Here is a 24050-nt window from a genome sequence, read left to right as displayed (position 1 = left end):
ACTGGGGGATAGCGTGTTCGTTGCCACAAGAGTAATTTATGGCGAAGCAACACCAAGTACAGCCAAACCGCTGTGACTTCAATATAGAAAAGAATAACGGTCAAATAATGGGAGGAAAACCATGACCAATATGAATACCAAAACCGCCAGCGTACTTGGCCTGAGCCTGATTATTGGGCTGGCCGCACTGGGTTTTTTGGTACAGCAAATGGCTGTTAAGTTTAAAGAATATGAACGAGTCGTCACCGTAAAAGGGTTATCGGAGCGTGAAGTCGTTGCTGACACGGTCATTTGGCCTATTCAGTTTACGGTTGCAGATAATCAGCTTTCTTCACTCTTTGAAACGGTGGATCAACAGACTCAACTCATCACTCACTTTTTAGTTGAGAAAGGTATTGATAGTACGGCAATTTCCCTTTCGGCCCCAGCCGTAGTCGATAAAAAAGCCCAGCAATATGGGGAAGACCGTTCAGAGTTCCGCTATCTGGCAACGCAAACGCTCACGGTATACAGCAAGAAAGTGGATTTGGTGCGTAACATCATCAGCGAGATTGGTCAGCTCGGTAAACAGGGCGTCGTATTTAACCAAGATCCTTACAACAATCGCGTTGAATTTAGCTTTACAGGGTTAAATGACATCAAGCCAGACATGATCGAAGAAGCGACCAAGCAAGCGCGAGAAGTGGCACTGAAGTTTGCAACCGACTCACAAAGCACGCTAGGTAAGATCAAAACCGCCTCACAAGGACAGTTTTCTATTTCAGATCGTGATAACAATACGCCGTACATCAAAAATGTCCGCGTAGTCACCACGGTTGAATACTATCTCTCTGATTAACGGCAATCCGATTTCTAGTAAATCGATACGAAATCCTCTTTCTAGCCTGCTAGGAAGGGGATTTTTAGTATCTGTAGGCATATTACGTAAAAGCAAGCCTTCGGAGAGTCACGGCTTAAACCTCGGCTTCGAGGAATGTAAAAAGGGGCGTGGTTTTCACCACGCCCCTTTTTTAATTAATCTGTGCTAATTACAGCGCAGTTACTTGAGCCGCTTGTGGGCCTTTTTTGCCTTGCTCAACTGTGAAGCTTACACGCTGACCTTCAGCCAGAGTTTTGAAGCCTTCAGAAACGATAGACTTGAAGTGTACGAACACGTCTTGACCGCCGTTGTCTTGAGAAATGAAACCAAAACCTTTAGTTTCGTTGAACCATTTTACTGAACCAGTCATTTTCTGAGACATAGTAACCTCTAATATAAATTTGCTATGGGTTGATTTGGCTGATAACGAAAGCTATTGAATGGTATATCAAGACAAAGTTGACGCAGGTTTAACGAGAAATCGATAACGATCTGAGATTGAACTTTCACTGAATTTAACATTAACAACTCTTACCTAAGAGCCGAGGTAAACTATACACGTATTTTCCTGAAACGCTACACTTATTTGTGAAATTTGCCATACAGCAAGAAATCTGCTGAAAAATGCTACATTTCGGCCTCTATACAGTCGATATTTTCAACAATAACACCAACCACCTGATTTCGCCCCTGACTTTTAGCGCGATACAAAGCTTTATCCGCTTCTGCATAAAGTTGATCAAATTGAATCTCCCGAGGTTTGTAGCGTGAGGCAGCATAACCAATGGAGACGGTAAGTATTGTTCCACTTGGGTTTTCACAATGCTCAATTTTTTCGGTTTCGATACTCTGACGAATACTTTCTGCCAGTAAACGAACTTCATCCACACTGCGATTGGCGGTCAGGAGCAAAAATTCCTCTCCGCCAATCCGACAAAATAGCTCGTGTTCAGATTGGGCATGTTGGCTAAGAATGTTACCAATACGCATCAGGGCAATGTCCCCTTCCAGATGTCCATAGCAGTTATTAAATAGGCCAAAGTGGTCAATATCCAATAAGATGACGCCGTAGCTCACCACCTCTTTCATCGTCTGTTCACAGGTCTGCTCAAGCAGATGTTCTAACATACGGCGATTTCCAAGACGCGTTAGAGGATCTAACTTCGCCATGAGATCCAGTTTTTCGTTGGCTTTTTGAAGATCACGAGTGCGATTGCGCACTTCAAGCTCCAAAGTTTCGTTGAGTACCGATATCGCCTCTTGGGCTTTCGCCCGCATTAACACTTCCGTTAAGTTTGAAGCAAACATGCGGATCACTTCTCGCAGTTGTGACGTCAACGGTGAACGACGGATCAAATTATCTGCCGCAATAAAGGCTATCGGCGTGCCTTTATCGGTCAACATGGTCATTGCCGTCCAACCATAGCCGACAATTTTGCAATCGTGGTAAATGGGTACCCCTTCTTTGAAAACGACTTCATTTGGATAAAGTTTCGCAAGATCGACGATGTCATTTTCGTGGGTCGACCCTCGGAAATAGGATTCATCAACGATATTGCCTTGAATGTCGGTTCCCCATGTTCCTTGAATATACGAGCACGCTTCATCGGTCAGAAATACAGCCATGCGATCAATCCCCATCCGGTTAATCGCGAAACTGACGGCAGACTTACACACTTCGCTGACGGTCATACAACGGGATAGTTCCACCATGCTGGCATGCAGCATACGGACATTCTGTTCTTGTCGTTTCCGAATGTAGATTTGAGCCAATAATGATCCAAAAGACTCCAACATTTGCTTTTGGTATTCAGTGATCGGCTGACGATGAATGTAATTGTCAATCGCTAACCAACCAATGGTGTCGTTACCATCACGCAGGATCAGCATCCCATTCCAACCTTGGCCAACCACTTGGCCTGCGGTGTACAGTGGCACATCTTCAACCACCATTAAATTGCACTCATCGTTAGACAAAGCTTCTAAATACTGGGGTTCCACTTGGTGCAAGTCATATTGGGTATGGTGTTCATCAACCGTATTACCTTCTTCATTCGTACCATAAGTACCACTGAAGCAGCGCTTTTTCATATCCAGTAATAAGAAAGCGGCACGATCAAAACCGAGACGATGACGCACCGCTTCTACTGATGCACGATGCAGCTCATCAAGATTGGCTGGATTGGAGAGTTCGACAGCGACCTGATGCACCAACTTCATGTTGTCAATGAACTGTTCTCGCTGACGAATTTCACTCAGGTACTTCGCTTCTCGTAAATCACGATTCTTAAACTCTTTCGAGGCCTCAATCTCGGCACGTAAGCACTGCCATTTTGACGCAATTAGCTGTAAAAAATCTAATTCGCCCGACTCGGTACTCAAATGCACTTTATCCGCGCTAGCCGCTTGAATAATTAAGTAAGTACGATGTTGAGGGTGGTTATCCAACATTAAGATGAACGACTCTCCCCCCATCTGTGGCAGGTAATCCCAGCGACAAGTATTGATTGCAAAAGGAATTAAACCATCTGACGTATCAAACTGTGCAGCCCATGTCCAAAAGGCTTCAGGGTAGCTTTCTAAACACAAAAAAGATTCATGGGCTAAAACCACCTCTGCTGCGGCCGCGTTTGATGGCGCGTAGACAATCCCCGCGGCTTGTGATTCTAAAAACGTGGTTAAATACTCGAACGTGGTATCGGCCAACATTCGATAATTTCGACTTGAGGTGACTCTTTTTAATAGGGTTCTAGGAAACATGCACAGCCTGACATTGGAATTATGTTTTATTAGAAATAATGGCTGATTTTTTAATAAGCAATCAATTGGCTACCTGACTGGCTGTTAACTGCGCCGCATTTTTTCCAGATAACTGATTACATCCTCGGCACAGGCAGCATTTCTGCGATGTTGTTTCCATTTATTGCATCTATAAGCAATAGTTTTTAATAATTTTCTCATTATTGATTCAACCACACATGAGGTTCTCGGGCTGTTTTGCATACTTGATCAACCATGTAAATCATAAGTACCGTCATTCGGCTCCCTCTTCAGCAAAAAAGTTCCTCACAAAGCGGTATCGATGCGGGCGAGAATAAACAAACGTCACGGACATCACTGCAATTGCAATGAGGAAGCCGCTAAAATCAGGTTCGATTGCATTGACTATGGATTCTTTATGCGCCTTTTCTCTTTTGCTTTATTAATACTATGGATTTTCCCTTGCGTTAGTTTTGCTCAGGTCGACCTCGTCAAAGTCGATAAGTCGAAACGACGCCTGTATTTGTTGCAAGGAGATCAAGTGGTTCGTGAGTATCGCATCGCTTTGGGTAAGTCCCCCAAAGGGCATAAACAGCAAGAGGGCGATCAGCGCACGCCCGAAGGGAACTACTACTTAGACTTCATTACTCAAGATTCCCATTTTTACCGGGCGATTCATATTAGCTACCCCAGTCCACAAGATGAGCGACATGCGGCTCAATTAGGTGTTAGCCCTGGAGGTGATATCAAGATCCACGGATTGAAAAATGGGGAAACGGCAGACCCCGCATTTATTCAAAGTTTTGACTGGACCAACGGCTGTATCGCGTTAACCAATAGTGAAATGGATGATTTTCTGAGCTTAGTTCAGCCTGGTACGCCTATTCACATCGAGTGGTAATCAAACACAACCTACTTGGTGTCGGTCCCTATCGATCATTGTTTTAAAGGTTTGACTAATGCCTCTAACCCTTCAATTTTAAGAGCCAAACAGAGTTCCAGTAGGACACCGAGCTCACCTTCTGGGAACCCTTGCTTTTGAAACCACAACAAATAAGGTTCAGGGAGATCAATCAGCACGCGGCCGGCATATTTACCAAATGGCATTTTCATTCGAGCCAATTTTAAGAGATGTGTTTTTTCAAACATGGATAATTCTTAACTTTTCGCAAAATGATGGGTAGCCTAAATCTAAGGCTTGGAAAAGTAAATCCTTCTCTGCATCTGGATGCAGGATGAAATAGCTGAGTAAATGTGATTCATCACCCATGATTTTATTTTTTGTTAGCGCATTCTCAATTTATTCATTTCCCAGATGACGAAACTCTATTTTCATACATAATCAATCTGGGTTTGAAATGAATCATTTCAAATAGGTGAAAATATGAGAACGTACAACAACTCTAGCTTTTGGTTTACCCTCGATTATAAAATCGCTTTCTTCTTTCCTGCGTAATCCTTTCTCGCATGGATAACGTGCCATTCTGCGCAATCGCTTATTGCATGGAGGGCTTGTTTATTCAGCCATCTTACTCACTTATAGCTTGGTATTCATAATACTGGACATCTTTTATCAATGAATTTTATATTCGTTGTACAGAGGACTTTGATGGTTATTTGTTATTCTTAACTTTCATTCATCAATGTTCGCTCCAGCATTTCACCTAAAAGTCAGTAAGAATTAAAAATTCATTCTCCATGGCGTAAATTTATTTTTTAACGCCAGAGGGATCTTATTTAAAAAATTCATAAGCAAGGAATATTAAATTTATTCCTGATAAGACTTTTTTTATCAAAATTTAGGACTAACCAACATGGAAAACTTTAAACACTTACCAGAACCTTTTCGTATTCGTGTTATTGAACCGGTAAAACGTACCACACGTGAATATCGTGATCAGGCGATTTTAAATGCCGGCATGAACCCTTTTTTACTCGATAGCGAAGATGTGTTTATTGACCTACTGACCGATAGCGGCACTGGCGCAATCACTCAAGAGATGCAAGCCGCGATGTTCCGTGGTGATGAAGCCTACAGCGGCAGCCGCAGCTACCATGCACTCGCGAGAGCGGTTAAAGATATTTTTGGTTATGAATACACCATTCCAACTCACCAAGGGCGTGGTGCAGAGCAAATTTATATTCCTGTTTTGATTAAAAAACGTGAACAAGAAAAAGGCTTAGATCGCAGTAAAATGGTCGCCTTATCGAACTACTTTTTCGATACCACTCAAGGCCATACCCAAATCAACTGCTGTGTTGCCAAAAACGTATATACCGAAGAAGCGTTTGATACTGGCGTAAAGGCCGATTTTAAAGGCAATTTCGACTTAGAAAAGCTCGAACAAGCGATCCTTGAAGCGGGTCCGGCGAACGTCCCATATATTGTCAGCACCATCACTTGTAACTCTGCTGGCGGTCAACCGGTTTCGATTGCTAACTTGAAAGCCGTGTATGAGATTGCCCAACGCTACGACATCCCCGTGATCATGGATTCCGCTCGTTTTGCTGAAAACGCGTATTTTATTCAGCAACGAGAACGCGATTACCGCAACTGGACCATCGAAGAAATCACTCGCGAAGCCTATAAATACGCAGATGGGCTCGCGATGTCAGCCAAAAAAGATGCTATGGTGCAGATGGGCGGCTTACTCTGCTTTAAAGATGAACGTTTCTTTGATGTGTACACCGAATGCCGAACTCTGTGTGTGGTTCAAGAAGGCTTCCCAACCTACGGCGGTCTAGAAGGCGGCGCGATGGAACGTTTGGCGGTTGGCTTGTATGACGGTATGCGCCAAGATTGGCTCGCATATCGCATTAATCAAGTCGAGTATTTGGTGAACGGTCTCGAAGCGATTGGCGTGGTTTGCCAACAAGCTGGTGGCCATGCCGCGTTTGTCGATGCCGGAAAATTGCTACCTCACATCCCAGCAGATCAATTCCCTGCACATGCTTTAGCTTGTGAACTCTATAAAGTCGCAGGTATTCGCGCAGTAGAAATTGGCTCACTCCTGCTTGGCCGTGACCCGGCAACGGGCAAACAGCACCCTTGCCCTGCCGAATTGCTCCGTTTGACCATTCCTCGCGCGACTTACACTCAGACACATATGGACTTCATCATCGAAGCGTTTGAGAAAGTGAAAGCCAATGCCCGTAACGTAAAAGGATTGGAGTTTACTTACGAACCACCAGTGCTACGCCACTTTACGGCTCGTTTAAAAGAAAAAGCCTAATACGGTGTTTAAAAAGTGCAGCCTGCAAAGGCTGCCTTTTTTTGACCTAAACAACATAACAACAAAATCAACAATAACGTGAAACCCAAGGATTTTATCATGTCTAAACAACCCTCTCTGTTTGGGGGAGCCTGCATTATTGCCAGCGTCTGCGTAGGTGCTGGTATGCTTGGTCTCCCTAGCGCAGGTGCTGGTGCATGGACTCTCTGGTCAATGCTGGCACTGATATTAACAATGGCCGTGATGACGCTTTCAGGCTGGATGCTGCTTGAAGCCTTTAAACATTATGATTTGCGAGTCTCCTTCAACACTGTTACCAAAGATATGCTTGGCAGCCATATCAATCGCTTTAACAACCTTACCGTTTACTTTGTCGGCGGCATTTTGCTGTACGCCTACATCACCTCTTCTGGCTTAATTTTGCAGGATCTACTGCATATCAACAGTAAGCTCGCTTCTGTATTGTTTGTGGCGGTATTTTCTGCGTTTGTCTGGCATTCAACTCGTGCGGTGGATCGTATCTCAGTCGTGTTGATCGTGTTTATGGTATTGAGCTTCATCTTTGGTGTATCTGGTTTAGCCATGAATGTGAAAACCTCGATCCTGTTTGACACGCTCAATCAAAGTGGTGAATACGCGCCCTATGCTATGGCGATGCTACCTGTCGCTCTGACATCTTTTGGTTATCACCATTCTGTTTCATCCATGCGCTCTTACTATGGTGAAGAACGTAAAGCTAAGTACGCCATATTAGGAGGAACAGTGATTGCGTTAAGCCTTTACGCCCTTTGGTTATTCAGCATTTTTGGCAATTTGCCCCGCACCGATTTCGCTCCAGTCATACAACAGGGGGGAAATGTGGATGTACTATTGAAAGCCTTAGGTTCAGTGGTGGAATCAGAAAAAGTCTCTCAAGCCATCAATGCCTTCTCCATGGCGGCAATCCTCTCCTCTTTTATTGGCGTTGGCTTAGGGGTGTTTGATTTTCTGGCTGATCTATTCCAATTCAGTAACTGCAAACAGGGGCGAACCAAAACTTGGCTAGTGACTTTCTTACCGCCACTCATTCTCTCTTTACTGTTCCCTTTCGGCTTTATTATTGCGATTGGTTATGCCGGCGCGGCGGCAACCATCTGGGCCTGTATTATCCCTGTACTCCTCGCACGTAAATCGCGCACTTTAGCCAATGGTGCACAAGGTTTTGTTGTACCTGGTGGTAATGTGGCACTGGGTGTCGTGCTGATCTTTGGTGTGCTTACTGCGGTTTTCCACATGATGGCGATGGCCAATTGGTTACCGACTTTTGCTGGGTAAAATGATAACCACCTACTTAATAAGTAGGTGGTTATTCACTTGTTACTCAAGACTCCAACATTTTTCTACCTGCGCTTCTGCCACAAAATAATCATCATGACTGACGATAATCAATGCGCCTTGGTAATGCGCCAGTGCCTTGGCTAAGGCTTGTTTGGACTCCAAATCGAGATGATTATCCGGCTCATCGAGCAGCAAAATAGGTTCATTGGCAACATGGCTGACCATGAGCATCGCCAATTTCATTTTTTCACCGCCACTGAGGTGTTTGGCAAGCCGATACACCGTGTCTCCACGAAAACCAATCCCCGCCAAAAGCAGGCGTGCATCATTAGCGGTTAAACCCTCACAAAACCCCGTCAAATTGTCGAGCAGTGACTGGTTTAAATCCACTAACGCATAATGCTGATCGAGATACATCACAGGCGCGTTGCGCTGGATATGGCCTTGATATTCATCATGCAGACTCGCAACCGCTTTCAGAAAACGGCTTTTACCGCCTCCATTGGCAGCCGAAAGACGGCAATGTTCTCCCTGCCTTAGAAGCAAAGTCAGTGGTAAATGGTTAACCCCGTCAGCGCGGTAATTCTCGACACTCAACAAGGTGCGTTTTTTGCCGTTACTGATCTCGGTAAGATAAAGTTTGGGATCCGACTCTCGCACCAACGTCGATTGCAACCCTTGCAATTGCTGCTGATTTCGCTGGCGTTGGTTGCGAGCGTTCACTAACGCTGCAGAGCGGCTTTTCTCGGCACTGTTCTTTTTCGCATCCATCAATATTTTCGGTTGGCTACCCGATTTCAGCGCTTTAGCACCTTGATTGGCACGCTTTTGCGCCTTCTCCTGACTCTTTTGTATTTCACGCTCAATCGCTTTCTGCTCATTTTGTAATTGAACCACACGCCGACTCAGCGCCTCTTGTTGTTGCTGCCATTGCTGTTGATAGTGAGCGTAGTTTCCTTCAAACCAATGCAAACCCTCAGCCGTGATCCGAACGATGCGATCCATCTGCATTAACAGCGCTCTATCATGGCTCACCACCAACACTGGGCGATCCTCTTGTCGCAACTGATCAATCAGCCATTGGCGCCCTATCTGATCGAGATGGTTACTTGGTTCATCCAGCACCAACGCATCACAGTTCGACAGAAACAGGCGTTTGAGCTTGAGTGCTGCCAGTTGCCCACCACTGAGCAGACCACAACGGGCATTCAGAGGTAGCGTGATGCGTAGCTCATCGAGCAGCGCTTGGGTGGTTTCAGCAATGTCCCACTGATCTCCTAAGTCATCAAAATGCTGTTGTTCTATACTGCCAGTTTCAATTGCACGCAGCGCATTGAGCGCTTTAGCAACGCCAAGAAACTCGGCAAGGCAACTCTCGGTGTCGAAATCAGAAGAGTGCTGAGCGTAGTAGCCTATTTTCCCATGGCACACCACATGCCCAGAGGTCGGTTCTCGCTTACCGAGCAATAACTGAAGCAATACCGATTTGCCGATACCATTACGGCCAACAATCGCGGTGCACCCTTGCGGAAAATGAAAATCAAATGGATGAAACAGCCACTCACCACTTTCTAATTGGTAGCTTAATTGGTGGGCATGAATAATGGGCATAACAATCCCCTCTACTGTTCAAAGAAAAGTAAAGAAGCCAGTAAGCAAATAACCACGCGAGATAGGCATTTTTGGGCGAATCATAGCCAAACACATGCGCTAAAAAGTGGTGAATCAGGTCAAGGTCAACACTCTGTTAACCAATAGAAATGCAATAACGCCTACTAACTCCAAGAGCCGAATGAAATTAAGATCATCGGTAATAAGGAAGTTAGATATCCATGTTGGCGTTATCTCCGAAAGAAAGGATGCCGGGAGGTTAACAAGAGAGCGACGGCATTGTCAATCCGCGGCGTCGCTCTCTAAAAGTCATACAAAAGAAATTAGCGCATGACAAATTGCTCTTCGTGGAACTGGCGCGGTAGGTCAACTTGGTACGGTTTAAGCGCTTTTTTCAAACTCTTAGAAAATGCCACTGGCCCACAGAAATAGAATTGAAAACGGCTTAAATCTCCGCATCGACGCGCTATATCTTCCGCCGATAGACGAGGATCAACGCTCGAATCAATAATGGTTAGAGCACACTGACTCAACAACGCATCTGTCGTCGCTACCAAGAGCAGCGATGGCGGAGCCATAAAAATAAAGCCAGTCGTTTGACTGGCTTTGCAATGAAGAACTTAGAACTGGCCGAGATATTCCCAGTTACCATTAGTTGGATTGGGATCGGTAGGGAAAGGGAAATAACCATACTTAGTCACTTTCAAGCGGTAGTAGTGGTAGCCGCCACGGAACACATATTGGTAGATGTCGTTCACTTTGCCACGCTTACCATCACTGCCCCATACGCCCATCGCATCTTGCTGATACCATTCAAGTAGCGCGCGCTCAAAGCTCGCCAGATCACGATTTAATTCCGCAAGATAGGTTTGAATGGTGCTGTCACTCCCCAAGAAAACCCAGTCTTGGTTTGACTCTTCAAACGTCGGGAACGCATCCCCTTCTCCTGGGCGTTTTTGGATAAAGTAGTGGTTTTCACCCTCGATTTGTCCAACAAATACGGCATTCGGCGCATTATCCCAAGTGGTTGAGGTGCGCTCATCCCAAGTCAATAAACGAGATACTCCAAAGTAGCTTTGTACACGAGCTTCAATGCTCACACCGGCGGCTCTGTTGAGCTTGATTGGGTTGAAAGCAAAGTTAACGTGATCATCAGCCGAACCTAGGTATTTCCAACCTTGATTACTGGTTTGATCGATCGGGAATGCACCTGCATCCACCATGCGCATCACAAAGTAATCACGTGTTCCGGTTTCTGGGTTAGCAAATACGTACAAAGCTCCTGCTCTGCGCTCGGCTTTAGTCACACCATTATTCAGCATGCCACGGTCGTACTGCTCTGCCACAAACGCATCAAACTCAGCGATGGTTGCAAAATCCGTGTTCACCAGAGTTTCATTCTGTGCGAAAGTCGGGGTCATATCGACCACTTGGCTGTAACCGTACTCTTGGCCAATGATGATTGGACCTTTCAGTTGATCTAATGGTGGATTTTGATCCGGCGTGAAAGAGGTCAGCGCAGTGTTGCCGTTAAGGTCACTACAGCTCAAACTCACTTGGGTAGGCACACCCTTTTCCATCGATAAGTTAACATGGAACTTGTTGCTTTCGGTCGATTTGTGACGATTACCAGCCAATGCCACACGAGTTGAACCATTGCGGTGTTCTACCACCAACTCACAGCGACGTTGAGAGGCTAAGGTTCTCGACAACACTTCGCTATTACGAATTGCATAGCTCCAAACGCGACCTTCAGCGTTATTTTTCACGCCTTCGACTTGCTCACAGCGGCCATTGCGAACAAAGCCTGCCCCGTCATGACTACCGTTATTGTGCGGCTTGTTTAGAGTACACAGTTGCATTTCTCCAATCTCCGCATTCGGAGTGTAGGTGACATTACCTGCACCAAATTGTGAAAGTAACTCATACTGCCCTACTGGCGAATCAATCTGATAATCGTTATACCAGCGCATATCTCGGCTACCTTCACACACGTTACGCTGTGCATTTAAGCCGCCAACAAACGTCGCGCTTTGACCATTGGTATTGGTGTAATCAAAGCGGCAAATTGGCAGTTGTTGCCCATCAATCAATAACGTCTGCCATTGGTTGTATTGGATTTCGGCTTGAGTGAGATCCCCGGCTGCTTGCCAACCTTCTAGCTGATACTCACCTTGCTCTGGCTGTGGCAGTTCAAACACGTTGCCATAATTTGAATAAACCAGAGGATAGATTTGGCTAGGGTTCTCATTCTGCGGATCGTAAATCCCCAATAAGGTCACTACCGGCACACCCACTTGCTGGGGTTTGGGTGTATCCGTTTCGACGGCTTTATAACGTTGCGTCGCCTGATCCCATTGCACATAGCCGCTTGGGCTGTGGCTATCTAGGTTGAAGCCGTTGTTCATCCAACGCTGTGCTTTGCGCGACTGAGCCGGATGCTCCAAGGTAAAGCGGCTGATGGTGCCAACGTACTCTTGCTCTCCGCCATTTTGCGCATCAACTAAGAAACGGAAGGCATCTTTAAACGGTGGCACAATATCATCACCTTGCTGTTGGGTGTAAACATCGCCTTTCCAGTGTAAGTTACCAATAAAGCGTTGGTGGAACGCATCCCACCCCCAACCGGACTCCAGATCGTGAATCGAGGCCATGTACGGCCAATGACCTAGGCCATAGTTATGCCCAAGCTCATGAGACCACTCGTTACCGGTCGTCGCTTCCAATGTCACGATGCCACCGCCACCGCTGCCGCCATGCACGACGACTTGCGGTAAATCCGTGTCTTTTTTGGTGTAGATGCCCACATTGGTATGGGCAGTGATGTGGTTAAAACGTCGATTGTACTGCTGCGAATAACCCGCACTGCTCACAATACCGACGTTGGCATTGTTGATACCCGTAGAGACCATGGCTTTACCGATCGCTTCACGCATATCACCGCTGTGCCAACCGCCCGTACTTGCGCTCTTATCGGTATACACCACACCATTTGGCATGGTCACGACGGGAAAATGCGCAGGGGTATAATCGGCCATCACCAGTTTAGAGGCTGGAATTTTCTGGAAATAATCCGCCGCAAGCGTAGGCAAGTTTTGGATCATGGTGTTGCGATCCCGCGGTGGCATTAACATGCCGATATCGATGTTCTGGATCACCAACTCAGGCGCACCGCCAAACTGGATTTCACCTTGGCTGAGCACACCCTCACGGCCTAAGTTGTCAATCAGGCGCAGCGATAGTCCCGGCTTCATCCAATCCCATTGCAGGGGCAGCGACCATGCATGATGCGAAAACACCACTTTCATGCGACCATTCTCTGGCTGATCCGACGCAGCCAGAGCGCTTGGCGGCAGCATCAAGGTGGTTTGCACTAATTCGCCATCGAGGAACACTTCGGCGCGGACTTGGTTAATCTCCTCACCTTGCTGCGGCGTAAACAGCAGTAAAGCTTCACGGTTCATGATCGCATCGAGATGGCCTTGTCCAGTCAGCTCATTGCCATTGGGCATCACTGACGTGTGCGTTTGAGTAATGCCTAATCCTCCCATTAAACTGCCTTGTAGGTGATTAGGTACTGCGATTTCATCCGCAAACCCTTCACGCGCATCTAGCGTGGTAAAACGAGCTGATTGAGGCTTCGCACAATCGATCGCATTGCAGGCGTTCAACACCATTTCGTATTGGGTTTGTGGCTTCAATCCGCCAACAAAAAAGCCCGCAGAAACACTCTCAAATCGGCGTACATCGCTAGCATCGCTCAAATTGGTCAACGTGAGTGTGAGATTGTCTGTATCGTGTTGCCCTTGCCAGTCAAAAGAGACACCTTGATCTGATACGCTAGATACAGTCAAAGAAGAGAGGGTTGGCAGGCTCAGAGCACCACAATCAGACGTTTCAGTGCGGTAAATAACATCACGCTCCCACACATAACTTCCATCAGCTCGTTTCGAACCGTGTGCCGCAGGTATGTATTCAATGAAGCAGCCTTGTTCATCTGATTCGTAAACACCAAATTTGCGGCTCATCAAATAGAAGCCGCCGTTATACATTTCAAATTCCCAACTCGGATCGACAAAATCAATCACATTGCGGTAAGGCGTATCATCGCCACCTTGATAAGGCAGGAATGGGAATTGCAAATCGTTTTTGTAACTGAGGCGATATTCAATCCCTTTGTAATTGATCCAGCGTTCGCCATTACGCTCAAATACCCCTTCTCCACGTTCAGTCATCGCTTTAATCGATTCTAGCCGCTCGACCGTTTTTTTACCGATTTGAACCAGAGTAAGTTCATCTTGCGCCCACGCTGGTGCGCTCGCTAATAGCCCTGCTATTAGAAGCGTTAATGGTTTCTTATTCATCATTAAATTACTCATTTTAGTTGTAGTGGTGCGCCTAAATTTAGGCAGCAGTAACCCTCGAAATCTAAGCAGCGCAAGCAGCCGTAGATTCCGTTCGTAGACAACCGAGTTACCCGTTTATTATTAGTGACAGAACGCTATTCCGATAGAATCATCAAGAACACAACGAGAGAACCGTTCCAACTCCATCCGTGGAACGTTATAAAAGTGAGAACCTCTGCCATAAATAGGCAATTAACTTCATATAAATTCAGTAAATGGCAAAATGTAAAACATAGAAATTGATAATAACAATAATGATAATAAGGACAATAATACCAGCACTTTGAGTATGGTTATTCTTAAAGATAGGACAATATGATGCGAGAAATGTGCAGAAAAAAGGTCGCCTTATGGCGACCTCGATACTGTTGATAATTAGTGGTCAAGGCCACAATTTGCATGGTCGTGCTCACTCTCAACGTCTGGCAACGCGCGACCGAGAGTCGGTGAACTCCAACCGCCAGAGTACTTCACTGGTGTCCAATTCGAACTGAATGTCCAACGATTTCCGTTTGACCAGTACACGTTCGGTAGTTGCGTACACTGTCCACGGTCATTGACGAATCCAGTACCATAGAATCCCTTAGTATCCACCTGACACAATGGTTGACCATTGGAGTGCATAACAGGCTCACCACTCATCTCTGGGTTGTAAATGGAAAGCCATTCAAAGGTGTTCAATTCAGATTGTAGCGGTACTTTTGAACCATCTGGGCGTCGATAAGAAATACTGCTACCCGCTTCACAACGTGCGCTATCGCCTTGCTCAGCAACAAAGCCAAAATACTGTTCACCATCTTCGAAGGTGAAACGGCACAGGTAAGGCTTTTGCTCACCCATCGGGTAATTCGCTACATAAATTCGCTCTAAAAAGTTCAAGTTCTCAACCGCGCTGGTGCTCATCTCCAAACCATTTTGTAACCAACCTTGGGGCATGTCAGATTGAGACATAAAGTAGTTCTCAAGTGGGTACATGTGGTTTGGATCGCGGTGTTTACGTTTACGAACATCGACATCAACATGATGATAAGGAGCATGTTCTGGCTTATAGAAGCCATTGATATTGTCATCCATATAAGGCAAATCACCTTTGCGGATATGGTAATTAGCGAGCTGGGTGATTAAGGGTTGCCAGCCATTGCCACCATTCGCGAAGCTGGTGTCATGGCTATATCCAGGACCACGACCATCGAAACCGTGGCCAAATTCGTGAGCAATAATGCCCCAACTTCCGTAGTAGTGGGTGTAGAACATCCATGTATCGACTCCGGTAATCGATGTACCACCTAAACCTCCGCCAATTTGGGTTACCCCTCCGTTGACATTAGGTCGTGTCATCAAAGAATCATAGTAATACTGATAATCTTCTGGGGTGAAATAACCTCCGGGCTTTTGAACCGCTCCCGCAGGGCCGTGCATGTTATAGCCAAAGATATGTTCAAAGTTAAACCAGACGTGTTTGAACTCTTCTTCAGATACCATGTAAGCCAAATTGGTGAGGATAATCAGCCATTCACGCGCATAAAGTGCGTTCATCTCACGCCAACCACCCTCTTTATTCGGAGCAAAACGTACACTCCATATCGGCTTCAAGGCGGCCAGTTTTTTAGCAAAGACATCTGTATTTGAGCTAAAACGGTAATCAAACAGGTTGGCATACTCCATTGTGCTGGAAAACACGCTTGCCAAATCAAGCTCACCAGCACCATCACTGGTATTGAACTGACCGGTACCAAAAGAGCTCAGTGGCAGCGTAAATTGCGCATAAGCGGGAATACGGTCAAGATTCGCGAGTACAACCCAATGATCGACACCTTCCAATTTCAGTTCCAGATTGATATCCGTCAGCTCTACGGCAGCATAGCTGGTGACCTGTACGGTATCCTTATCGAGCAATACGGTTTTGACGGGGGAATTAATTTTTACTGAACGTAATGATGGATTAGTCAGGATATGATGCGGCTCATCAAGTGACAGAATTTCGCCGATAGAAAATGGCGCCAACTCGTCAAATTTGAGTTTGGTTGTCTCTACGGAAGCATTAGGGGTAAATGTCACGGCACTGGTGCGTAGTGCATCAAAGTGAATTTGTCCTGCTGCCGCCGTTATCAGTTCATCATGCGCGAAATGCAGATCATTCAGGTTACCGATCGGTGCGCCATTCAGTTGGGTAATCGTTCGGATTGGGTTGGTAAACTGGAATTGGTTGGCAATCACATCGCTCACCTTATGCCATTCCAATCTGCCATTGCGGTTCACGATCAGCTGTTCACCATCTTTATCGATTTTCTGCAGTTTTACATCCAGTCGTTGTTCCGCTTGCAACGGAACGCCCGCCGCAGCGGCAGATTCCACTTTGTTCAAGTCGTAGATGTAGTAGTTTTTATTTTCACTCTGCACAAGCAGGTAGTGATCTAACACGTGCATTTGCACCTTACGGTGAGTGTACTTACCTTCAAACTGTAAAGTGGCGAACTGCGGTGCACGTAAGTTATTTTCTGGTGTTGCATCTTGCTGGCGGTACACCTTGATTTTGTCTGAGGCGTCAGAAACCACTACATAATCACGCGTTGTAGTAACGGCTTGTGCATGCAACAACGAATTTGTACCCGAGTGGTGGCCCGTACCTAAACTCATTACATGTTGATGGTTGTTATCTAAATCAAAAATATCGACACGGTTGGAGGAGAGTGATGCCACATAAAGGAGATTGTTGTCGATATAAAGTTCATTGATCCGTCGATAAGTCGACATGCTAGAACCTTGTTGAATGCCTTCGATTTGCCCTAGCATGCTTCCTGTCTGCGCATCAAGAATCAATACCACACCCGGCGTAATATCATGCGTGACGTAAAGTCGGTCTTGGTAACGTTCAACCGCCGAAATGTTCAGCCCAGAGATACCCAGCATGTCACCATTTAAGGTAAGCCCACGCTCAAAGTATTCAAAGTGAGTAGTGACAATGTCACCCACCGGTGGAGTTACATCATCGCTCTCTTCTGAGACCCATACCCAAGGCGAATCCCAGCTATTTTCTGTGATACCGGCAGGAGACTGACCAGCATTCGCCCACCACTGAGTTTCATAAATATTGCCATTGAAAGAGACTTGCTCTCCGGCTGGATAATTTTGACTTGGGTTATAAAGCTCTGCGGCTGACAAAGAGCCAGAAAGCATGATGGAAAGGGCAATCAAGTTTAGTTTCATTTTAGACTAGCTCGCTTATTGATTCATTCAAGGAGGATAAAAGCGTATTTTTGTTATGCCGCCAGAGAATTTAGGCAGCAGTAACCCTCGAAATCTACAGCAACAGATTCCGGAAATAGACAATTGGGTTACCGCCTTATTATTAGTTACCGAATGGCATTTCGGTAGAATCACTACCGCGACAACGAGACAGGGGTTCCAACTGCGTCAATTCAATATGCTAAAAATGAGATCTTTTGCCAAGAATAGGCAATTACCATCATATAATCCAACCGAGAGGTAATAATGAAATCAATTTAACACACTGATAAGTAAGAATTTACTGACGATAGGTATTTGTGGAGAAGAAAATGCCCACAATACCCCGTGAGCATAAGGAAGATTAAAGGGTTAACTTTTCAGCGATTTTGTCACACAGATATTCGCCAATGGGCATTGCGGAAGTGGCCGCTGGAGAAGGCGCGTTACACACATGCAAACTGCGCGGACTTTCGGCAAACAGAAAATCGTGCACCAGCGTACCATCACTTAATACCGCTTGGGCACGAATGCCTGCGGGGTAAGGCTCAAGATCGGTCAGTTCGATACTTGGGCAGTATTTACGTACCAACTGTAAGTAGCCCGCTTTCCACCATGAGTTTTTCATTTCGACCATGCCCGTTTTAAAGTGCTTGGCACTCACTTTCCAAAAGCCGGGGAAGCGAAGCATATCCCGCACATCGCGTAGGCTAACATTCCATTTGCCATAACCTTCACGCTTAAAACCTTGTACGGCATTGGGGCCAACGGTCACGCTGCCATCAATCATGCGAGTTAAATGTACGCCGAGAAACGGCAATTCAGGATCGGGGATCGGGTAGATAAGATGACGCACCACTTGGTTATGCTTGGGTGCCAAACGGTAATATTCGCCACGATAGGGGATGATCTGAAAATCCGTTGGCAAACCGAGCATTTTGGTTAAGCGATCGGCCATTAATCCTGAGCAAGTCACTAGAAATCGCGTCTGATAACTCACGCGTTGGTTCATCTGTTGGCAAGTTAGCGTGACCGAGGATGGCGTTTCTTCCAAGCCCACCACTTCCGTGCCTATTTTCACATCCCCACCCAACTGCATAAAGGCTTCGGCCATTTTCTCGGTCACCAGACGATAATTGACGATACTGGTCGCTTTCACCAAGATCGCCCCCAAGCCACGAATATTGGGCTCTGCCAGCTTCAACTGCACGGCATCCAGTTTTTCAACGTCGATCTGATTTTGTAAGCAGCGATCATAGAGTGCGTGCATGCGTTCGAGTTCTTGCTCATTGGTGGCCACCAGTAACTTGCCGCAGTTTTCCACTGGAATCTTGTGCTGCGCGCAAAACGCCAAAGTGCGTTCGACTCCGCGTTTACAAAAGTCAGCCTTCAAACTACCGGGAGCATAATAAACCCCCGCATGGATCACCCCGCTGTTGTGACCGGTTTGATGGCGGGAGAATCCCGCCTCTTTTTCCACCAGCAGAATCGATTTTTCCGGATAACGCAGTTTCAGTTGCCAAGCCGTGGAGACGCCGACAATCCCACCGCCAACAATCACATAATCATAAGTCATGCGGATTTTGCTCCCCGTACTGCGCTATGGGCACGCTCAACACGCGCTGCCGTTTTTCCAGAGTAGATAAAGATAGCGATAAACAGCGCCACACAGACTAAACGGATCCAAATCGGCAAACTTGGCCACACCAGCAGCACACCGATCACCGCCAACAGCAAACGCCATAAGAGATTCAGCCGCCCTTCCAGATAGCCTTCAATCGCGCCAATCATGGCGTAAGTGCCAAAAATCGCAAAGATGCCGATGGTGACAACCGTGGTCGCATCCCAACTGATGAGTTGGGTATAGGCAATCAACACGGGAACCAAATACAAGCCTTTGGCAATTTTCCACGCGGTAAATCCGGTGCGCATCGGCGGGGTTTTGGCGATGGTGGCCGCGGCAAATGCCGTCAAACACACCGGTGGCGTCACGTTACTGTCTTGCGAGAGCCAGAAGATAATAAGGTGCGCCGAAAGCAGAGCCAGACCAATCGCTTCTAACCCTAAGCTTTGTTGTAGCAAGGTTTCCACAAAATCCGCGGGCACAAGGCTAATCAGCTCATGGGCTTTTTCCGCCGCCATGGGCGCATTGAGCAAACTGAGTTGATCCGGTGCCGCCAGCATGAAAATCGCTTTGGCTTGTTCCGGTAATTGCCCCGAAACCATCAAATCCACCAACTGGCTTTCGGCCAGCAGTTTGTACAGCGCAGGAGCCGAAAGAGTACCCAGCACAATATACGCCGCCGTTACTGGCAGCCCCATCCCCAGCACTAAAGAGGCCAAAGTGATCAACACCAGCATGGTCAGCAGATCGCCATTTGCCCAGTTGTTGATCATCAGTGAGAAAGTATTGCCGATGCCTGTCGTGCTAATGACGTTAATCACCAAGCCGATGCCGACCAGCAATACCGCGGTAGTCGCCATGTTTTTCGCACCTTGCTCCAACGCTTCAATGATCGCTTTAGGACCCATTTTGTGATTTTTGGAAAACCACGAAGCAACAATCACCGACAGAATCGACAAGCCCGCCGCGTACGTTGGGGTAAAGCCTACCACCAATAAGGTCACTAACACGGCGAGTGGGATCAAGTTATGCCAACCCGACACCAACACTTTCATAAACGGCTCTTGACTCGCCGCGACAATTTGTACACCCATGCGTTTGGCTTCAATACGCACGAAAAACGCAACAGAAAGGAAATAGATAAGTGCAGGAATAAACGACACCGCGACAATATCCACATACGGAATTTGCGTGTACGACGCCATGATGAACGCGCCTGCGCCCATCACCGGCGGCATGAGTTGCCCACCGGTCGAAGCTGCGGCTTCCACCCCTGCGGCGAAACGTGCGGGAAAGCCCGCTTTTTTCATCATAGGAATGGTAATAACGCCCGTAGAGACCGTGTTCGCGACACTGGAGCCAGACACCGACCCCATCAAACCCGAAGCCAGTACAGCAATAAAACCGGGGCCACCCACCACTTTACCTGCCGCAGCGCGTGATACATCCATGATGTAATCGCCGACACCAGAGCGCACTAAGAAGGCACCAAACAGGATGAACATGAACACGAAGCTCCAGCTTATCGCTGCAATCGAGCCAAACATGCCTTCCGAGGAATAGAAACTTCGATACAGCAGGGTTTCGGCACTTAAGCCGGGGAAATGAAAAATGCCGCCTGCCCATTTGCCCCAGACCGAAACATAGGTCAGACAGATCAAAATCAGCGAGGGGATAAACCAACCCATGGTGCGGCGGATCATCTCCATCACAATCAAGATCGCGAGAATTGAGAACACCCAATCGCTGGTGACAAATTTCACGCCGCGCTCATAGAGTGCATCTTCCGCCAGCATCAAGTAGATCAAACATGCCAGTGCCAACAGCGCTAACACCACATCAAACGCCAGCGCAACTTTGCTCTCGCGCCAACGAGGTAAGGCGGGATACCACAGCGCACAAATCATCGCGAAACCCGCGAAGTGGATGGCCGAAATCCATAATTCTGACCACGTGGATAACGTATTAAACCAAATGTGCGCCAGTGACAGCAGCACACACAGTACGGAAATCGTGCGCGTTACCCAGCCAAAACGGGTACGGGTCGGCACTTCGAACTTTTCCAGTTCTTGTTCTACTGAATTGCTCATTGCGTTACTCCAACAGCGAGACAACTAAGCCATATCCCCCGCGCGAAGCGGCGGTATGGCAACCACTTCCGGCGGTTTTGGGATAGACGAAGAAAACAGAGATGCCCTTTCTTTAGATTGACTTCATGTTGAAAGGGTAAGACTGCCCGCTCCCGAGCAGTCTTTCGCGTTTGCCGACCTTACTGTGGCATCAAGTGCGCAGGAATTTTAATCCCCACTTCTTGGTAGTAACGCGCCGCACCGGCGTGCAGTGGCATGGGCAAGCCTTCGATGGCTTTTTCAATCGCCATATCTTTGGTCGCTTTGTGGATGCCTTGTAGGAAAGCTAAGTTCTCGTACATGGCTTTAGTGAGCTGATACACATCCTCTTCCGAAATGTCGGTACGCACCGCGAGGAAGTTCGGCTGAGCAATGGTGGTGATGGTTTTATCGACGCCCGGATAGGTGTTCGCCGGAATATCAAACTTGGTCCACAAATTGTAGTTACCGTTGGCTTGTTTAATCTGCTCATCAGTGAAAGAGAGGATCTTGATGTCGTTGCCCATCGCCGCAAAAGCTTGAGTCACCGCACCAACCGGCACACCCGCAGGCGTGTTCATGCCATCAATGGTGCCGTTTTGCAGCGCACTAGCACTGCCGCCGTAACCCAAATAAGCCAGATTAAAGGTATCAGGGTCAACGCCAATCCCTTGCATGATCTGCCGTCCAGAAAATTCCGTGCCTGAGTTTTTCGAACCAATCGAAAACTTTTTCCCTTTCATGCTGGCCAGATCGGCAATGGTGCCGGTTGGCGCGAGATCAGAGCGCACAATAAAGTGCTCCACGTTCTGCCACAGCATAGAGACGGAACGCAATTGGTTTTGACGCTCCGCATACGGGCCTTCGCCCGCCCATGCCCAAGCACCGTACAAACCTTGTAAAATCGCGAACTGGGCTTCGTTATCGTTCATCAACTTCACGTTTTCACCCGATCCAGCCGAGCTAATCGCGGAGAGTGAAAAGTGGTAGCTCGGGGTGAGTTTGACTTTGGTCAGGGTCGCCAGAGCTACACCTACGGGGTAATAGGTTCCTCCGGTTGACGCGGTGGCAAGAATGTAGCTGCGTTCTTCGGCTGCGTAAGCTCCACCGATTAAACCAAACGAAGTGATGGCGGCTAATAGGGTTTGCGTAAGGCGCTTTTGTTTCATCGTGACTCTCCATGTTGTGATTATTTTTCGATGCTGCACCGTTTCCAAACGTACAGCATGAGCAATATCAGTAAGAGCAAAGAAGATGCCAAAAATTAATCCATTGTTTTATAAGGCATTAATTTTCAAAACAGATAAAAATGAGCAAAATCTTGCTGATTGAGCCTAAAGTACATCAGCAAAAAACCGCCGATCATCGCGCGTGTTTTAGGCTCAAAAATCAGGAGAGCGATCACGCAAGGTTAACTAAATGTGATCGATGTTAATAAAAACCATTGAAAAGTGATGAGCAAAATTTTGCTCATTCCTCCTGCGCAGTAAAATCACCGCGAAGCAAACCAAACTTCTGCATTTTCTGATTCAGAGTGCGCCTTGGCAAATCCAGCTCTTTCATCACTTCACTGATGTTACCTTGATGGCGATACAGCGCCTGAGCGATCACTTTACGTTCAAAATTGTGCACTTGAATGGCAAGCGGTAACCCCGCTGAGGCTTCTTCTTCAGTCATTCCCGGACGTGAAACCAGTATTTCCCCAACACTGATGCTGTCATCCAGCGCATAACGCAGCGCGACATTACGCAGCTCGCGCACGTTACCCGGCCAACGATAAGTGAGCAGCGCCAACCGATCCGCTTCACTCAGGCTGCGCCAAGTCGGTTTCACTTGTACACAGAAGTGTTCAAACAGCAGCAAAATATCGTCTCCTCGCTCACGCAGCGGCGGTAAATACAACTGCGCGACATTGAGGCGGTAAAAGAGATCTTGGCGAAATTCCGCGTGCTGCCGCAGCTCTTCCTTAGCCGCCGCAATCACACGTAAATCAATGGTGATCGGCTGATTACTGCCCACCCGCTCCACCACATGATCTTGCAGCACGCGGAGCACTTTCACTTGCATGGCCAGTGGCATGCTCTCGATTTCATCCAGAAACAGCGTGCCTTTATCGGCCAGTTCCAGCTTGCCAATCCGCCGCTTCACCGCACCGGTAAACGCGCCCGCTTCATGGCCGAACAGTTCACTTTCAAACAGGTTTTCTGGGATCGCGCCACAGTTAATCGCCACAAACTGACCACGCTGACGCTCGCTGGCTTGATGCAGACACTGCGCCACCAGTTCTTTGCCACAGCCAGTTTCGCCGTAAATGATCACGTTGGTATCCATCGCTGCGACTTTGGCGATTTGCTCGCGCAGCAGTTGAATCGACTTACACTGCCCAATCAAGATCTGCTCTAACCCTTTGGCAGAAGCAAGATAGTGGGCACGCGACTGCGATGACAGCGCGTTTTGGTACTGACTGACCGCTTGCGCCACCGTGTTGGCAAGACGTTCTGGTTGGAATGGCTTCTCGATAAAATCGAACGCGCCTTGATGCAGCGCTTTCACCGCCATGTCGACATCGCCATGTCCAGTGATCAAAATCACTGGCATCAGCGATTGCACATTTTTCAACGCCACCAACAGACTCAATCCATCAGTATCGGGCAGGCGCACATCACTCACCACGGCGGCGAAACTCTGCTGGTCAATCGCCGCTAACGCGGATGCGCCATCTGCAAACATCGCCACGTCAAACCCCGCCAGTTGTAACCACTGGCCTGTGGCTTGGCGCACAATGTCGTCGTCCTCAATCAATGCAATCCGTTGGCTTTCCACACTTGACCCCTTGTTCTATACCCAAACAACTTGGAGTTGCAGGTAGGCGGCAAGTGAGTGAGTCCCCATGAGCATAGATAGACT

The 24050-nt window shown here is 47.3% G+C and carries 15 protein-coding genes and 1 pseudogene; 5 read left to right on the top strand and 11 right to left on the bottom strand.

Going from position 1 to position 24050, the window contains the following annotated elements:
- The first annotated feature begins 121 nt into the window (after nt 1–121).
- On the top strand, nt 122–838 hold the full coding sequence (locus tag MKA69_RS14635) for an SIMPL domain-containing protein (RefSeq protein ID WP_055027895.1): 717 nt from the start codon (nt 122–124) through the stop codon (nt 836–838).
- A gap of 190 nt (nt 839–1028) precedes the next feature.
- On the opposite strand, the gene MKA69_RS14630 is transcribed toward MKA69_RS14635, so the two are convergent.
- Together MKA69_RS14630 and MKA69_RS14625 are read right to left on the bottom strand one after the other, a co-directional pair.
- Entirely contained in the window at nt 1029–1241 is a 213-nt protein-coding gene (locus MKA69_RS14630) for a cold-shock protein (protein ID WP_000078819.1), read from the bottom strand.
- Nucleotides 1242–1486: 245 nt separating this feature from the next.
- A complete protein-coding gene (locus MKA69_RS14625; protein ID WP_258463781.1) occupies nt 1487–3568 on the bottom strand; it encodes a sensor domain-containing diguanylate cyclase in 2082 nt (693 codons plus the stop codon).
- A 469-nt stretch (nt 3569–4037) separates the two neighbouring features.
- Here MKA69_RS14625 and MKA69_RS14620 point away from each other — a divergent pair, with 469 nt between their 5' ends.
- A complete protein-coding gene (locus MKA69_RS14620; protein WP_001236195.1) occupies nt 4038–4520 on the top strand; it encodes a murein L,D-transpeptidase family protein in 483 nt (160 codons plus the stop codon).
- Between the two features lie 35 nt (nt 4521–4555).
- Here the strand turns inward: MKA69_RS14620 and MKA69_RS14615 are convergent, their stop codons facing one another.
- Nucleotides 4556–4768 (bottom strand): DUF3820 family protein, encoded by a 213-nt coding sequence (locus tag MKA69_RS14615; protein WP_000462099.1) that lies wholly within the window; start codon nt 4766–4768, stop codon nt 4556–4558.
- Nucleotides 4769–5003: 235 nt separating this feature from the next.
- On the opposite strand from MKA69_RS14615, the gene tnaC reads away from it, so the two are divergent.
- The 3 genes from tnaC (at nt 5004) to MKA69_RS14600 (ending at nt 8166) form a co-directional block, all read left to right on the top strand.
- Complete coding sequence (tnaC, locus tag MKA69_RS18240) at nt 5004–5075, top strand: tryptophanase leader peptide (protein ID WP_081017583.1); 72 nt, start codon at nt 5004–5006, stop codon at nt 5073–5075.
- 358 nt (nt 5076–5433) lie between these two features.
- Nucleotides 5434–6852 carry a tryptophanase gene (gene tnaA / locus MKA69_RS14605; RefSeq protein ID WP_055031123.1) on the top strand — a complete coding sequence of 473 codons (1419 nt, stop codon included), beginning with the start codon at nt 5434–5436 and terminating at the stop codon, nt 6850–6852.
- A 99-nt stretch (nt 6853–6951) separates the two neighbouring features.
- Nucleotides 6952–8166 carry an aromatic amino acid transporter gene (locus MKA69_RS14600; protein WP_055029372.1) on the top strand — a complete coding sequence of 405 codons (1215 nt, stop codon included), beginning with the start codon at nt 6952–6954 and terminating at the stop codon, nt 8164–8166.
- Nucleotides 8167–8208: 42 nt separating this feature from the next.
- Here the strand turns inward: MKA69_RS14600 and MKA69_RS14595 are convergent, their stop codons facing one another.
- The 8 genes and pseudogenes from MKA69_RS14595 to MKA69_RS14560 all read right to left on the bottom strand — a co-directional run bounded on the left by MKA69_RS14595 (nt 8209) and on the right by MKA69_RS14560 (nt 23966).
- Nucleotides 8209–9780: an ATP-binding cassette domain-containing protein gene (locus MKA69_RS14595; RefSeq protein ID WP_305848373.1), complete on the bottom strand. Its 1572-nt coding sequence runs from the start codon at nt 9778–9780 to the stop codon at nt 8209–8211.
- Nucleotides 9781–10103: 323 nt separating this feature from the next.
- A pseudogene (locus MKA69_RS14590) lies at nt 10104–10304 on the bottom strand (ferric reductase); the annotation flags it as partial.
- 96 nt (nt 10305–10400) lie between these two features.
- Entirely contained in the window at nt 10401–14144 is a 3744-nt protein-coding gene (locus tag MKA69_RS14585) for a M66 family metalloprotease (RefSeq protein ID WP_305848636.1), read from the bottom strand.
- Between the two features lie 417 nt (nt 14145–14561).
- Nucleotides 14562–17393, bottom strand: a complete 2832-nt coding sequence (locus tag MKA69_RS14580; protein ID WP_305848372.1) for a hypothetical protein — start codon at nt 17391–17393, stop codon at nt 14562–14564.
- A 382-nt stretch (nt 17394–17775) separates the two neighbouring features.
- On the bottom strand, nt 17776–18987 hold the full coding sequence (gene lhgO / locus MKA69_RS14575; RefSeq protein ID WP_305848371.1) for an L-2-hydroxyglutarate oxidase: 1212 nt from the start codon (nt 18985–18987) through the stop codon (nt 17776–17778).
- Entirely contained in the window at nt 18984–21125 is a 2142-nt protein-coding gene (locus MKA69_RS14570; RefSeq protein ID WP_305848370.1) for a TRAP transporter permease, read from the bottom strand. The genes lhgO and MKA69_RS14570 overlap by 4 nt, the downstream gene beginning before the upstream one ends.
- A 179-nt stretch (nt 21126–21304) precedes the next feature.
- Nucleotides 21305–22312, bottom strand: coding sequence for a TAXI family TRAP transporter solute-binding subunit (locus MKA69_RS14565; protein WP_000810881.1), 1008 nt, complete (start codon nt 22310–22312; stop codon nt 21305–21307).
- 301 nt (nt 22313–22613) lie between these two features.
- The gene (locus MKA69_RS14560) at nt 22614–23966 is read right to left on the bottom strand and encodes a sigma-54 dependent transcriptional regulator (RefSeq protein WP_305848369.1); all 1353 of its coding nucleotides are present in this window, start codon (nt 23964–23966) and stop codon (nt 22614–22616) included.
- Nucleotides 23967–24050: the final 84 nt, after the last annotated feature.

Source organism: Vibrio sp. AH4 (genome assembly GCF_030710545.1).
Taxonomy (GTDB): Bacteria; Pseudomonadota; Gammaproteobacteria; order Enterobacterales; family Vibrionaceae; genus Vibrio; species Vibrio metoecus.
Note: the sequence above shows the minus strand (reverse complement) of the source record. Positions and strands in the feature narration are given on the sequence as shown.